Genomic DNA, 13,965 nt, shown 5'->3' on the forward strand with positions numbered 1-13,965 from the left:
ATCACCATGTTCACACGTATGGATGAGATTATGATTGAAATCCCGGACGTCGAGAAACCAGATCCTAATGCTGCAGCAGCCGTTCAAGAGCTGCTCGGTGGCAAATTCGGTGAAATGTCAACACTCAATAACTATTTGTACCAGTCCTTCAACTTCCGCTCCAAGGACAAGCTGAAGCCCTTCTACGACCTGGTGATGAGTATTACCGCCGAGGAACTGGGCCATGTTGAGCTGGTCTCCCACGCCGTGAATAAATGTCTAAGAGGTTCCACAGCCTATAAGAAGCCGGATTCCACGCCGCTGGGGGATGTCAAAGACGCACGGCTGTCTTATCACTTCCTGGCGGGCGCACAGGGAGCCATGCCATTCGACTCTATGGGCAATCCATGGACCGGAGCCAATGTGTTCAACAGCGGCAACCTGGTAGAGGATCTGCTGCATAACTTCTTCCTGGAGTGCGGGGCCAGAACCCATAAAATGAAGGTCTACGAAATGACCGACCACCCTGCAGCCCGGGCGGTAGTCGGCTTCCTGCTTGTCCGTGGGGGCGTTCACGTAGTCGCTTACGCCAAGGCGCTGGAGATTGCCACAGGCGTCAATGTCACCAAGCTCGTGCCGATTCCTTCCCTGGACAACAAGGCGTTCAATGAAGCCAGGAAGTATGAAGAAAAAGGCGTCCATACGAAGCTCTACACGTGGAGCGATAAGGATTTCAGCTCCATTGACCAGATCTGGAAGGGTACCCATCCTGAAGACGGGCTTCCACTGGAGGTCATTCAGGGTGTACCGAAAGGCTTCCCTATCCCCGAAGCCCCGGAATTGAAGGAAGAATTCGCACCGGGCATCTCCGCCGAGGAATTCAAGGAGATTGCCAAACGGCTGAAAATGGCCGGGAATATTCATGACTAGCAGCCAGAGCCAAGCCTAGCGAATAATAGCACCCATAGAGAAGCGGATGTCCTGAAAGCCATGAACTGGCTGCCGGAACATCCGCTTTGTTTGGGTATGGATGCTTCAAAGATCTCCGCCTTATCACTCAGGCTCAAGCAGCAGTGAGGTATCGGCAACATCCTGTCCATTCACAAGCAGCACAATCGTATGCTCACCGGGATAGTGCTTGCGTGTGGTCAGGTTGGCCCAGCGGTGGGTCCGCGTACCGGAGAGTCTGGTGCCGCCGGGCACGGTTTTGTCGGATAAAAGAAACAGCTTGCGTGAGGTCTTGCCGCCGGCCTTGACGAAGTTGATCCCGTATTCAATACGGATGCGCACCGGACCGCCCTCCCGGATCGTCAGAGCGTATTGCAGCTCACAGTGCTCTCCGATCCGCAGCACGGCCGAGTCAGCCGCCAAGGCAGCCGAGCTGACCAGCGGGGTGCCGCTCTCCTCCTGGGCATATCCGAACAGCTCCATGATCTCAGGGTCGGCTTTGCGGATCAGCGAGCGGCAGCCATGCCGCACAATCCAGTTTGTATTCACATCACTGCCCAGCCAGTTGCGGGCAGTGGCTATGACGATATCGGGGTGATCCTTCGCGATATCGTTCAGGTTGTTGGCTACACTTTTGCGCACATAGAGTGACGGGTCAGCCTTCAGCTTCTCCAATAGCGGCAATAGCGGAGACGGGTCGCGCTTGAACACCGGCAATGCCTGGCCCCAAGGCAGTCGGGGACGGCTGCCCTCGCTGGCGAGCCGCCGTACATGCTCCCCCGGATGCTCCGCCCAGACCAGCATCTGGTCCATCATCCGCTGCGGATCACGCAGCAGGAACGGCCTGACGGCAAATTCCGCCGAGGACCCCGGGGTGAACCGCTCCAGCGCCTCCATCGATAGCTCCCAGTGCTCCCCGCTTCCGCCATACACCTCCACGAAATCCGGGAAGATCAGATACGGGAAGCCGACACAGTCCTTATCTATCGCATACAATATCTTCAGCGCTTCCTCATAGGCCGGGGGCAGGCAGCTGCCCAGCGTCTCTGTAATCCGCCGCATCCTTGCCTTCAGCTCCAGCTCCTCCCACGGCTCCTTCATCGCCTCAGCAATGAAGCGGCCTAGCTCAAACGAACCGTAGACAGCTTTAATTTTCATTCCCAGACTGTGCAGGAATTCTTGGTTGTACATTGCTTTCAGGGGTTCGGCCATTCTTGAATTCCTCCTGCTGTGATTGGATTCTCTTATAATGAGAGCATAACATACGAACCGGACATCCCTGTGTCAACTTCCGGCTGGATATATATACACAAAGTATAGCCTATGTTCAAAACCGGCAGCCTGTCGTACAATAAGATTTAAGTTTTTTCCCGCTGATGTTGAATTTATCCGATGAAAGGACTGGGACTTTTTGCCACAGACACTTGTTAAAAATATTGATTTTTTCGTAGCCGCACTGTCACAGACCTTCGTATCTGCCCTCCAGCTTGACCCTGACGGAATGTATTCCCAGGTAGGCAGCGGAGTCGTTGAGAAATTCTCTGATGAGTACGTCCGGCTGAAAAGATTCGACGGCACCACCTCACATTACGCCCGCGACATTACGAAATTCCAGCACAACCATGCCTGAGAAGGCTTCGGGGTCTCTTCATCAAAGGAGAAACAGAGGAGAAACAGCGCTCGCCCTTGATCCTCCCTCCCCTCTTCAAACGCAGACCCTGGACCCTGATCCGGGTCCGTTTTTGCGTTCACTTTTCACAAAATATTAACGTGTGCATTCCAATAAACTATTGACTTGACGCTGCTGGAGAATTAAACTGAAATCGTTAACAATTCCATGTACCCGGGGAGAACCTATGATTACCATCAAAGATATTGCCCGTGTTGCCGGTGTGTCCCATACTACCGTATCGAGGGCTTTGAACGGCAACCCGCTGATCAAGAAAGCCACCCGGGATAAGATTGAACGGATCGCCTCCGAAATGAATTATGTGCCCAATTACAGCGCCAAGAGCCTGGTCACCAAGAGATCGTTCATCATTGGCCTGTTCTTCTCCAGTATTGAGCAGGGGACTTCCGCAAGCTTCCTGGTGGATGCGATCAAAGGCATTACGCATAGCCTCGATGAGAACTATAATCTGACGGTAAACGGGATCGACGGTGTACAGCATTTCAGCAATATTCAGCCGCAGCGCTTCGATGGTATTCTGGTCATGAGCCAGAGCGATGAAGACAATGCCTTCATCTATCATGTGAAGAAGATGGGCATTCCGCTAGTGGTGCTGAACCGCCAGCTCGAGGACCCGGGCATCATGAACGTGGTGGCCAATGACCGCGAAGGCGTGAAGGAAGCGATTGATTATGCTGTGCAGCAGGGTCACTGCAAGCTGGCTATTATTGAAGGAAAGCCCGGCTTCAAGTCCTCAAGCGAACGTAAGCAGGGCTTCCTGGACAGTCTGATTGCAGGCCGGCTTCCGCTGAATCCCGATTATTTTGCCGCAGGAGATTATAGCATTGAGAGCGGATATGCCGCGATGAGCAAGCTGCTTAGCCTGGAGGACCGGCCTACGGCTGTGTTCTGCTCCAATGATGATATGGCGATTGGCGCTATGAATGCCTGCTATGCCCACAAGGTCCGGGTACCGGAGCAGATCTCACTGATCGGCTTCGACGATATGATGTTCGCCCGCTATACGAATCCTGCCCTGACCACCGTCCGCAAGCCGATTGCTGAGATCAGTGAACTGGGCATCACCATGCTGATCCAGCTGCTTCAGCAGCCGGAGACCCCGCCGCAGCAGCTGTTCGTCAAGACTTCGCTGGTTGTGCGGGATACGGTGGCCGCAGAATAACTCTACCAGAACCCCAGACGCTATTTTCTGCAGATACGGAGCCTTCCTGGAGAAGTGAAGGAATTCCGTATCTTGCTTAAAATAAAATGTTAACGTGTGCAATTTATCACTGTATTCTAAAGGAGATCATGACCACTATGACAAACCGTTTATCCAGAAGCACTCACCCGGAGCTAACCCTCCATCCTGAACGGATGATTCAGTTCGGCGAAGGCAACTTCATGCGTGCGTTCGTGGACTGGCAGCTGCAGCAAATGAACAATCAGGGTCTGTTCAACGGCAGCGCCGTCCTCATTCAGCCTATTGCGCAGGGACCAGGCGGAGTAGCTGAACTGATGGCCGCTCAAGACAACCTCTACACCGTACTGCTGAATGGCATCATGGACAACGAGACCGTCAATTCCCGCGAAATTATCAGCTCGGTCAGCCGGGTGATTAACCCATATACCGATTATGAAGCTTATCTCGCGCTCGCCGAGAATGATGATCTGGAGTTCATTACCTCCAATACTACCGAAGCTGGTATTGCCTATCTTCCAGGCGACCACGCAGATGATGCTCCCCCTAAGAGCTTCCCGGGCAAGCTGACTGCGCTGCTCCACCGCCGCTTCGAGCTTGGCAAGAAAGGCTTCGTCATTATCCCCTGCGAGCTGATTGACCGTAACGGCGAGAAATTGCAGGAGATCGTAGAACGTTATGCGGCTGACTGGAACCTTGGCGCAGAATTCCTGCAATGGCTGAAGTCCGAGAACACCTTCTGCTGCAGTCTGGTCGACCGGATTGTTCCTGGTTATCCGCGTGACCAGGCTGCTGCCCTGGAAGCTGAGCTGGGCTATCTCGATAACGTGATGGTAACCGCAGAACCTTTCCTCTTTTGGGTTATTGAAGGACCGGAGTCTCTGGCAGAGCGCCTGCCGCTGGCCAAGGCCGGACTGAATGTGGTGGTGACACCGGATATGACGCCTTACCGCGAACGCAAGGTTCATCTGCTGAACGGACCGCATACTGCTATGGTTCCTCTGGGCCTGCTCGCCGGGCTTGAGACGGTTGAAGACGTCATGAATGACGGTACCTTCTCCCGGTTCGTGAAGCAGTTGATCGAAGAGGAACTGATTCCTATGCTGGATCTGCCTGCTGATCAGCTATTGTCCTACGCCGATGCCGTACAGGAGCGCTTCCGCAATCCGTTCATCCGCCATGAGCTGACCTCCATCTCGCTCAACAGCATTTCCAAATTCAAGGCCCGCCTGCTCCCGGTCCTGCTTCGCTACCAACAGGAACGCGGTAAGCTTCCGGAGCGGATGACTCTCGCCTTCGCCGCCCTGCTGCTCAGCTACCGTGGAGACCGCATTCCCCGGCAGGACGGCGCAGAGGTACTGGCAGTGTTCGATCAGGCCTGGAGCCAGCCGGCCAGCTTCGTGAACACTATTCTTGCCGACACCAGCCTGTGGGGACAGGATCTGACCCAGCTGCCTGGACTGGCTGCTGCGGTTGCCGCCCACTTACAGCAGCTGGAGCGTGAAGATTCCCGTGCAGCATTACAGGAACTCGTCGGCTGAACCCGCTCGTTTGTATGAAGAAGTTCAGGGAAGCGCAGCTTACAAACTTGGCATATGCTTCCGAAGCGAGTTTGTACGAAGAATTTCAGGGAAGCGCAGCTTACAAACTTTTTAGGAGGGTCAACATGAAAAACTTAATGAAAATGAACCCGCGAGATACGGTAGCTGTAGCCTTGAGGCCGATTGCTGCCGGTGAAGAACTGACAATAGACGGACTGACGGTTCAGGCCGCCCAGGAGATTCCGCAGGGTCATAAGATTGCCCTGACCGGCTTCAGCAGCGGAGATACGATTACCAAATACGGAGCTCCGATCGGTCATGCCACAGTTCCAATTGCCGCAGGCGACTGGATTCATACGCATAACATCAAAACCAATCTGTCCGGCGAGGAAGAATACGAGTATGTGCCTGATGTCCATCCGGTAATCTATCCGCGCCGTGATCTGACCTTCCAGGGGTACCGGCGGAGTAACGGCAAGGTGGGCATCCGTAATGATCTGTTCATTATTCCGACTGTGGGCTGTGTGAACGGCGTGGCCGAGCAGATGCTTCAGGAGTTCAAGGCCGAGCATCCCGATCTTGGCGGATTCGATAACCTGACCGTGCTGAAGCATCCTTACGGCTGCTCCCAGCTGGGCGATGACCACCGCATGACCCGCAGCATTCTGCTCGATGCCGTCAATCATCCCAATGCAGGCGGTGTACTCGTCTTCGGCCTGGGCTGCGAGAATAATATCGTCTCCGAGTTCCGCAGCATGCTGGGCGATCATGACGAATCCCGGGTTAAATTCCTGGTGGCTCAGGAGGTAGGCAATGAGCTTGAGGCCGGTCTTGTGCTGCTGGAGGAGCTGTATGAAGCCGCTGCGAACGACGTTCGTGAGCCGGTTCCGCTCAGTGAGCTGAACATCGGGCTGAAATGCGGCGGCTCTGACGGGTTCTCCGGTATTACAGCCAACCCGCTGCTAGGCGCATTCTCCGACTTCATTATCTCCCAGGGCGGGACCTCGGTGCTGACGGAGGTACCGGAAATGTTCGGTGCGGAGAAGGTGCTGATGGCCCGCGCGGAGAGTAAGGAGGTCTATGATGATATCGTCTCGCTGATCAATAACTTCAAGCAGTATTTCCTCTCTTACGGTGAGCCTGTCTATGAGAATCCGTCTCCGGGCAACAAGGCCGGCGGCATCAGCACGCTGGAGGACAAATCGCTCGGCTGCACCCAGAAGGCCGGATCGTCACCAGTGGTGGATGTATTGCAGTATGGCGTGAAGCTGCGCAAAAAAGGACTGAGCCTCTTGCAGGCTCCCGGCAACGATCTGGTCGCTGCCTCCGCGCTTGCCGCTTCGGATTGCCAGCTCGTGCTGTTCACAACGGGCCGCGGCACGCCTTTCGGCAGCTTTGTGCCTACGGTTAAGATAGCAACGAACAACGACCTTTTTGCCAAAAAAGGCCACTGGATGGACTTCAACGCCGGTCCCCTGCTGGAAACACCGATGGCCGATGTACTGGAGGAATTCATCACGTATATCATTGATGTCGCCAGCGGCCAAAAAACACGGAACGAGCAGAATGAAGTGCGTGAGCTGGCTATTTTCAAAACAGGCGTTACTTTGTAGTAGAACTTATTCCAATCCATTCAAAGGGAGATCCTATTCATGTTCCTAAACGAGGACTTCATGTTGTCCGGCGAAACAGCACGGCTACTCTTTCATAATTACGCCAAAACCATGCCCATTATCGATTACCACTGCCATCTGGACCCGCGTGAAATCTATGAGGACCAGCCATTTGAGAATCTGACCGCAGCCTGGCTGTACGGCGATCATTACAAGTGGCGGCTGATGCGCGCGAACGGCGTGCCTGAATCGCATATTACCGGTGACGCCTCTGATTATGATAAATTTCTGGCCTGGGCCCGTACACTGCCTAAGGCAGTAGGCAACCCTCTGTACAGCTGGACACATCTGGAGCTCCGCCGTTTCTTCGGTGTAGAGGAGATGCTGAATGAAGCTACGGCGCCGGCCATCTGGGAGAAGGTCAACCGTAAGCTGGCTGAGCCGGGCTTCACCCGGCGCGGACTGATCCGCAGCAGCGGTGTCAAGGTGATCTGCACCACCGATGATCCGGCAGATTCCCTGGAGTATCACAAGCTGCTGAGTGAGAGTGAGACTGCCTTCCAGGTGTTCCCGACCTTCCGTCCTGACAAGGCGCTGAACATCGATGCCGAAGGCTTCGCCGCCTGGATCGGGAAGCTGGAGTCGGCCTCCGGCCTGCCGGTCAAGAGCTATGCCGGGCTGCTGGATGCCCTGCGTAACCGTGTTGCCTTCTTCCACGAGCAGGGCTGCCGCCTGTCGGACCATGCGCTGGATGTTCTGCGTTATGAAGCGGGTGAACCTGAAGCGGTTGAAGCTATTTTTGCCAAAAGAATGCAGGGAGCTGCGCTGTCGCCGGAGGAAATCACCCGCTACCGCACTGAGCTGCTGACCGCGCTGATCGGCTTCTATCATGACAAGGACTGGACTATGCAGCTTCACCTGCATGCTTACCGCAACAACAATACGCCGATGTTCCAGCGGCTTGGACCGGATACCGGCTATGACGGCATCAACGATCTGCCGCTGACCACAGCACTGTCGCAGCTGCTTGACCGGGCCGAGAGCGGCAGCGGCCTGCCGAAGACGATCCTCTACTCGCTGAATCCCGGCGACTACCCTGCCCTGCTGGCTCTGCTGGGCTGTTACCAGAAGGACACCCCCGGCAAGCTCCAGCTTGGCTCCGGCTGGTGGTACAACGATACGCGCAGCGGCATGCGCCAGCAGCTGACCCTGCTGGCCGAAGGCAGCCTGCTCGGCAACTTCGTCGGCATGCTGACCGATTCGCGCAGCTTCCTCTCCTATACCCGGCATGAATATTTCCGCCGCGTCCTGTGCGGGCTGCTCGGTGAACTCTCCGAACGCGGTGAAGCGCCGGATGACCTCGCCATCCTAGGGGCTATGGTCGAGGATATTTCCTACAATAACGCAGCCGGATATTTCGGGTTCCAGACTGCAGGCAGTGCAGCCGGGATCTCCGTCTAGATGGAGGAATGCTGAAGATGCCGACAATCTATATCGCCGGAGACTCTACCGCCGCCCAGAAGGGCGGCGGGGAATGGCCGATGGCCGGATGGGGTGAATACCTGCAGCAGTATGTCAGCAGGAAGGTGCGGATTGAGAACCGGGCCATCAACGGACGGAGCACACGCTCCTTCCTGGCTGAGGGCAGACTGGCAGACATGGAGCGGGACTTCCTCCCCGAAGACTTCCTGCTGATCCAGTTCGGCCATAATGACCAGAAGCTGGAGGACCCTCTCCGTTACACGGAGCCGCATACCGATTACCGCGAGAATCTGAAGGTATTCATCGATTCCGCCCGCAACCGGGACTGTACGCCTCTGCTGCTGACCTCGGTCAGCCGCCGCAGGTTCACCCCGGATGGTGAACCTGATCCGCTGGCGGTCGGACTCTATCCGCAGGTCATGCGAGAGGTTGCCGGGGAGACCGGAACGCCTCTGCTTGATGTTTTTGCCGCCTCCCAGCAGCTCTACCGCAGACTGGGAGCCGAAGCATCAGCCGGGCTGTTCATGCACCTGCCGCCGGGTGCCCGCCCCAACTATCCGGACGGCATTACGGATGACACGCATTTCTCCAGATCCGGGGCGCAGCAAATCGCATCGCTGGTAGCCGAAGCGCTCGCACAGTGTGCGGAGCTGAAGCTGCTGCACCCGTATCTGCGGGTGTAGGCGGGGGTTGCAGACAAGGTAGCAGAAGCGCTCGCATAGTCTATGGAGCTGAAGCTGCTGCAGCCGATCTGCGGGTGTAGGCGAGGGATGCAGACGAGTGTGTCGTGCGGATTAGGTTGTGCATCCGCCTGTAGGGCATCGCAAACATACCGCACATTATTCGCCATGCTTAGATGTTGCTTCAATCCTCAGTCAGCATGACCAGGCCGCCTGTGACCACTTTTGGACATAGGCGGCCTGATTTGCGGGAACCAGCCCTGCGGCGTTCCATACGAACTCTTACCTCTGAATATAAAGGAGTCTAACCCTATGACCGTTCCATTTCACCTGGGCGTCCGTGCCCATGACTTCAAGCGGTGTCCGCTGCCGCAATTAATAGATAAGCTGAAGGAGCATGGCTTCCCGGCAATTCAGTTGGCGCTGCATAAGTCTTTTCCGGAGAGTGTGACTGAGCTTGGCGCACTTAGTCCGGGTGTTGCTGCGTACTATGGCGATTCCTTCAGACAAGCGGGTATCAAGATTGCTGTCCTCGGCTGTTATGTGAACATTATTGATGCCGACCCTGGCAAGCGTACTCAGGCGCTGAGCGACTTCAACACTCATCTGCGGCTGGCCCGTGACTTCGGCGCGAGTCTGGTTGGTACGGAGACCGGCAGCGTAGGTCAGGGATATACGCCGGATAATTTCACGGAGGAGGCTTTTGGACAAGTGGTTGACTCCGTTAGTGCCATGGTTACTGAGGCCGAACGCTTCGGAGTAACTGTAGGCATCGAGGCAGGCGTCAACCACCCGCTCTACACGGCCCCGTTAGCCCGGCGTCTGCTGGATACTGTGCCGTCTAATAACCTGCAAATTATACTGGATGCCGCGAATCTGATGACCCCGGACAATTATCTTCAGCAGGAGCAGATTGTGGCAGAAGCGCTGGAGTTGCTCGGCAACCGGATCGCGGTCCTGCATCTGAAGGATTTCACAGTTAAGAACGGCGCCATCGACATCGTTCCTGCCGGACAAGGCATGCTGAACTTCGCCCCGCTGCTCCGCTACATGAAATATAAACGCCCGCATATCCAGGGCCTGCTGGAGAGCACTCCTGAGGAACATCTCCAGGCCAGTGCGCAATTCCTGCGGAACATGTATAACGAGGTTTAACAAAAGTGCCCTGCGGATGGAGGTTAGGTGGCTGGGTAAGAGATGCTCAATAATGGATGTTGGATTAGAGATGATTTGTGATGAATGAGATGTAATTAATGAGGGATGCGGTACGGACTTGTGCGGTCCATACAGCTTGTGTCACTAACTATGTCTTACCCATCCGCCCACTTTTGGGGCATCGGGGGCATTCAGGGGCACTTGTGCTCTTCATTTGCTCAATTGGCCTGCGTTTGCTGAATTCAGGGGCACTTGTGCTCCTGAGTTGCTCACTTTGGGTGTATCTGATTTACGCATCCTCGAGCCTGCCCAGTGTATTCGGTTTTCCACACACATTTGCTCTACATGCCTCACTGCTGCCCAACGTATTCGGTTTTCCACACACATTTGCTCCACTCACCTTCGCGCCAACACATACTTCCCAGCGACACACTCCCTTTATCTACGACAGACAGATATTACGATTACTGTACAGTACAAAAAGTACCCCGCCGTATCGATGCATGGGGTACTTGTGCTGCATCCTTGTGCTGTATTTCCGTGCAGCAACGTACAGAGGGACAGATACAATATACGTATGAGTAACAGAGTAATAGAGTAATAGACTTATAGCTATATAGCCTTAGCATCATAACTTACAAACTAGCACCAATAATCTTGCACAAACTGCAGCTTCTCCCCCAACATATACACTCATTGCTAGTATTGTTGTACAAAAAGCAGGATTCCTCCTCTACCAAAGCAGACAAGCCTGTACATTCCTGCATTTCCTGCAACAATCCTCAGGCTGGCTCCGGTTTTGGGGTAGCCAGGTTGCATAACTTGCAACATCTGAGGGTATTCGCTCTAAATGAGCGTCCTCTAAACGAGCGGTCGACTAAGCTGGCGCTATATGCAAGGCAATAAGACCGCCCATAGCCTAACCGGGCGGTCCGTTGCTTGGTGCCGCTATTCCCCGGCCTCGGGGGAAATCACACCTTTTTTGAGAATAATATTCCCGTAGAGCGCTTCTTCCCCTGTAATTAGGATGGCGTAGCTGTGCTTGGAGCGGTCATAGAAGTCAAAACGCTCTTCATACTCCACCTGCACCGCAGGATCATGCCGGGTGAGAATCTCCTTGTACGTGTCCCATATCACCGGAACGGTGGGGTCCCCCTCCACTACGGCCATGAAGGCCGCCTGAGCCGGAGCATAATGATCCAGCGGGAGCAGCTCCAGGATCGCGTCAAGCAGCCGGGGGATACCGATCCCGTCAGCCCGCAGCACCCGGGAATGCAGCGCATGTCCCGGATAATTGGCATCCGCCAGCACCAGCTCATCACCGTGGCCCATCTCCATCAGGGTGCGGACAAGCTCGGGGGAGAGCAGTTTGGGTATTTTTTTGAGCATAGCCTTCGTCTCCTCTCCGGCTTCATTACATTCCGTAGAATGATCTCAGAGCCACAAGTTCCTCAATCCGGTGTGGCGGCAGCTCGCGCTCTCCCCCGATCATGCGGGTCAGGAAGGTCAGCTTCGCCGTATATTCAAGCCGCTCCATATTCATATAAGCAGCCATTACATCCTTGCCCCAGGTCAGGGCTCCGTGGCTCTCCAGCAGCACAGCCGTCTTCTTGCCCAGGAAGGGAGTCAGCGAATCCGGGATCTCTTCGGTCGAAGGCGTCCCGTATACCGCCAGTGGAATGTCGCCCATGGCAATGACAGATTCCGGCATCATCATTTTGTCCAGAGCTTCCCCCTTGATGGCAAAAGCGGTAGCATACGGCGGATGCGCATGAACCACCCCGCCCATCTCCGGCAGCTCATTGTAAATCTTCAGGTGCATTTTCACCTCCGTGGACGGGCGGTAGCCCTCCGCTGCATCCAGGATCTCTCCCTGCAGATTGACCTTGACCAGCATATGCGGCTGCAGATACCCTTTGCTGACTCCTGTGGGCGAAGTAATGACCTCGGTGGCCGACAAGCGGGCTGAGATATTACCGTCGTTGGCCGCGATGAAGTCCTTGTTGAACAGATTACGGCCGATATCGCAGATCTGGCGCCGTAATTCTTCTTCATGATTATTCATAATTGCCTCCTTGATTGCTGCTTGATTGCTGCTTGAAGTTTGTCAGTTCTGATGTGATAAAGACGGCTGGTACCGGAGCGTTGAGCAAGACCGGGCTGCCACCCTGCGGACCTCTGCGGGATCTATAGTTCCAAGCGCCGTCAATTGCACCAAAATGTTGCCGATCGCGCTCGCTTCTACCGGTCCGGCAATAACGTATTTGCCGGTAGCATCTGCCGTCAGCTGGCACAGCAGCTTGTTCTGAATGCCGCCGCCGACCATGTGAATGCAGCGCACCGGACGGCCGGTGAGCGCCTCCAGCTCGCGGATCGTATCCGCGTAAGACCGGGCCAGGCTCTCCAGTATTGAACGGATGATCTCTGCCCGGGTCTGCGGCACCGGCTGTCCGGTGCGGATGCAGTAGGATTCAATCCGCAGCGGCATATCGCCCGGTGTGCTGAAGAGCGGATCGTTTGGGTCCAGCTCCGCTATGCACGCACCCTGCCGGTCCAGCTGCCCGGCAAGCTCGGCAGCTTCCTGATGGCTGAGCGGTTCCCCCGCTTCAGCCCAGCTCCGCTGGGTCTCCTGGAGCAGCCAGAGGCCAGTGATATTCTTCAGCAGCCGGTTGGTGCCGCCGAAGCAGCTCTCGTTAGTGAAGCCGCTGGCCCGGGCGGCATCGCTTAATACAGGCTCGGCCGTCTCCAGGCCGACCAGCGACCAGGTTCCGCAGCTGATGAATGCAGCGGATGGCAGCGGATCGCTGAATCCGTCGATCCGGTCTTGATCGCCACAGCCAGGATCAACGCAACCAGAATCGGCATTGCTGGACTCAGCGTAGCTAGAGCTGAAGCCGCCATAAGGAATGGAGGCCACGGCCGAAGCCGTATCATGCGAAGCTCCGGCAATGATCTGGAGCGGGCCGCTGCCCAGCTCTTCCTGGAGTGTGGTCCGGAGCTCCCCCAGCACCGTGCCTGCCGGAACCAGCCGGGGCAGCAGCGCAGCCGGCAGCTCCAGCCTGCGCAGCACTTCGGCTGAAGGCGCTGTGGACTGCGGATTCAGCAGGCCGCTGGTGCTCCAGATGGTCTGCTCGGCCACGGCCACGCCGCTGAGCATATAATTGAACAGATCCGGCATCATCAGCAGCTGTTTGGCGGTTGTCCGCAGCTCCAGCTTCGCCATAAGATCGGCAAACAATTGATACACCGTATTAATCGGGCTGGACTGGTTGCCCGTCAGCTTGAATTGCTCTGCTGGAGGCAACGCAGCCTCCAGTACTGAAGCGATGTCCGTCATCCGCTGATCCCTGTAATGATGCGGAACGTCCAGCAGTTCACCCTGCTCATCCAGCAGGCCGTAGTCGACTCCCCAGGTATCGACGCTCAGCGAGTGCAGCGGTCCATAGCTTGCCGCAGCCGCCGCAATCCCTTGCTTGATCTCCTGAAGCAGCCGCTGCACATCCCAGTGCAAATGTCCGTTCACCTCTACCGGCCCGTTAGGGAAGCGGTGAATCTCCTCCACCGTCACCTTCCCGTCCCTGTAGCTTCCCAGCATCACTCTGCCGGAGCTGGCTCCCAGATCGATAGCCAGCAGCCGGATTTCCGGGTCACCGGTTATGTCCATAGCTTGCGTCTTCGCCTCTGTCATCTTCCCACC

At 55.8% G+C, this 13,965-nt stretch carries 12 protein-coding genes; 8 read left to right on the forward strand and 4 right to left on the reverse strand.

Annotation, left to right across the window (positions count from 1 at the left end):
* Window positions 1-6 precede the first annotated feature (6 nt).
* Window positions 7-909 (forward strand): manganese catalase family protein, encoded by a 903-nt coding sequence (locus tag MKZ07_RS12760; RefSeq protein WP_036698814.1) that lies wholly within the window; start codon window positions 7-9, stop codon window positions 907-909.
* A 123-nt stretch (window positions 910-1,032) separates the two neighbouring features.
* On the opposite strand, the gene MKZ07_RS12765 is transcribed toward MKZ07_RS12760, so the two are convergent.
* Window positions 1,033-2,139, reverse strand: a complete 1,107-nt coding sequence (locus MKZ07_RS12765) for a hypothetical protein (protein ID WP_341026024.1) — start codon at window positions 2,137-2,139, stop codon at window positions 1,033-1,035.
* A gap of 199 nt (window positions 2,140-2,338) precedes the next feature.
* Here MKZ07_RS12765 and MKZ07_RS12770 point away from each other — a divergent pair, with 199 nt between their 5' ends.
* The 7 genes from MKZ07_RS12770 to MKZ07_RS12800 all read left to right on the forward strand — a co-directional run bounded on the left by MKZ07_RS12770 (window position 2,339) and on the right by MKZ07_RS12800 (window position 10,268).
* Window positions 2,339-2,557, forward strand: coding sequence for a hypothetical protein (locus MKZ07_RS12770; protein WP_036698535.1), 219 nt, complete (start codon window positions 2,339-2,341; stop codon window positions 2,555-2,557).
* A gap of 226 nt (window positions 2,558-2,783) precedes the next feature.
* The gene (locus MKZ07_RS12775) at window positions 2,784-3,779 is read left to right on the forward strand and encodes a LacI family DNA-binding transcriptional regulator (protein ID WP_036698537.1); all 996 of its coding nucleotides are present in this window, start codon (window positions 2,784-2,786) and stop codon (window positions 3,777-3,779) included.
* A 137-nt stretch (window positions 3,780-3,916) separates the two neighbouring features.
* Window positions 3,917-5,338, forward strand: coding sequence for a tagaturonate reductase (locus MKZ07_RS12780; protein ID WP_084649027.1), 1,422 nt, complete (start codon window positions 3,917-3,919; stop codon window positions 5,336-5,338).
* A gap of 125 nt (window positions 5,339-5,463) precedes the next feature.
* Window positions 5,464-6,951, forward strand: a complete 1,488-nt coding sequence (locus MKZ07_RS12785) for a UxaA family hydrolase (protein WP_341026026.1) — start codon at window positions 5,464-5,466, stop codon at window positions 6,949-6,951.
* A gap of 39 nt (window positions 6,952-6,990) precedes the next feature.
* Window positions 6,991-8,412, forward strand: coding sequence for a glucuronate isomerase (gene uxaC / locus MKZ07_RS12790; protein WP_341026027.1), 1,422 nt, complete (start codon window positions 6,991-6,993; stop codon window positions 8,410-8,412).
* A 17-nt stretch (window positions 8,413-8,429) separates the two neighbouring features.
* A complete protein-coding gene (locus MKZ07_RS12795) occupies window positions 8,430-9,116 on the forward strand; it encodes a rhamnogalacturonan acetylesterase (RefSeq protein ID WP_036698817.1) in 687 nt (228 codons plus the stop codon).
* 309 nt (window positions 9,117-9,425) lie between these two features.
* Complete coding sequence (locus MKZ07_RS12800) at window positions 9,426-10,268, forward strand: sugar phosphate isomerase/epimerase family protein (protein ID WP_036698545.1); 843 nt, start codon at window positions 9,426-9,428, stop codon at window positions 10,266-10,268.
* 948 nt (window positions 10,269-11,216) lie between these two features.
* Here the strand turns inward: MKZ07_RS12800 and fucU are convergent.
* The 3 genes from fucU to MKZ07_RS12815 are packed head-to-tail and all read right to left on the reverse strand — an operon-like array spanning window position 11,217 to window position 13,956.
* Window positions 11,217-11,657, reverse strand: coding sequence for an L-fucose mutarotase (fucU, locus tag MKZ07_RS12805; protein ID WP_036698546.1), 441 nt, complete (start codon window positions 11,655-11,657; stop codon window positions 11,217-11,219).
* A 25-nt stretch (window positions 11,658-11,682) separates the two neighbouring features.
* Window positions 11,683-12,333 carry a class II aldolase/adducin family protein gene (locus MKZ07_RS12810; RefSeq protein ID WP_036698548.1) on the reverse strand — a complete coding sequence of 217 codons (651 nt, stop codon included), beginning with the start codon at window positions 12,331-12,333 and terminating at the stop codon, window positions 11,683-11,685.
* A gap of 42 nt (window positions 12,334-12,375) precedes the next feature.
* Window positions 12,376-13,956, reverse strand: coding sequence for a rhamnulokinase (locus MKZ07_RS12815; RefSeq protein WP_235218510.1), 1,581 nt, complete (start codon window positions 13,954-13,956; stop codon window positions 12,376-12,378).
* Window positions 13,957-13,965 lie beyond the last annotated feature (9 nt).

Source organism: Paenibacillus sp. FSL P4-0338, from assembly GCF_038002365.1.
Taxonomy (GTDB): Bacteria; Bacillota; Bacilli; order Paenibacillales; family Paenibacillaceae; genus Paenibacillus_AQ.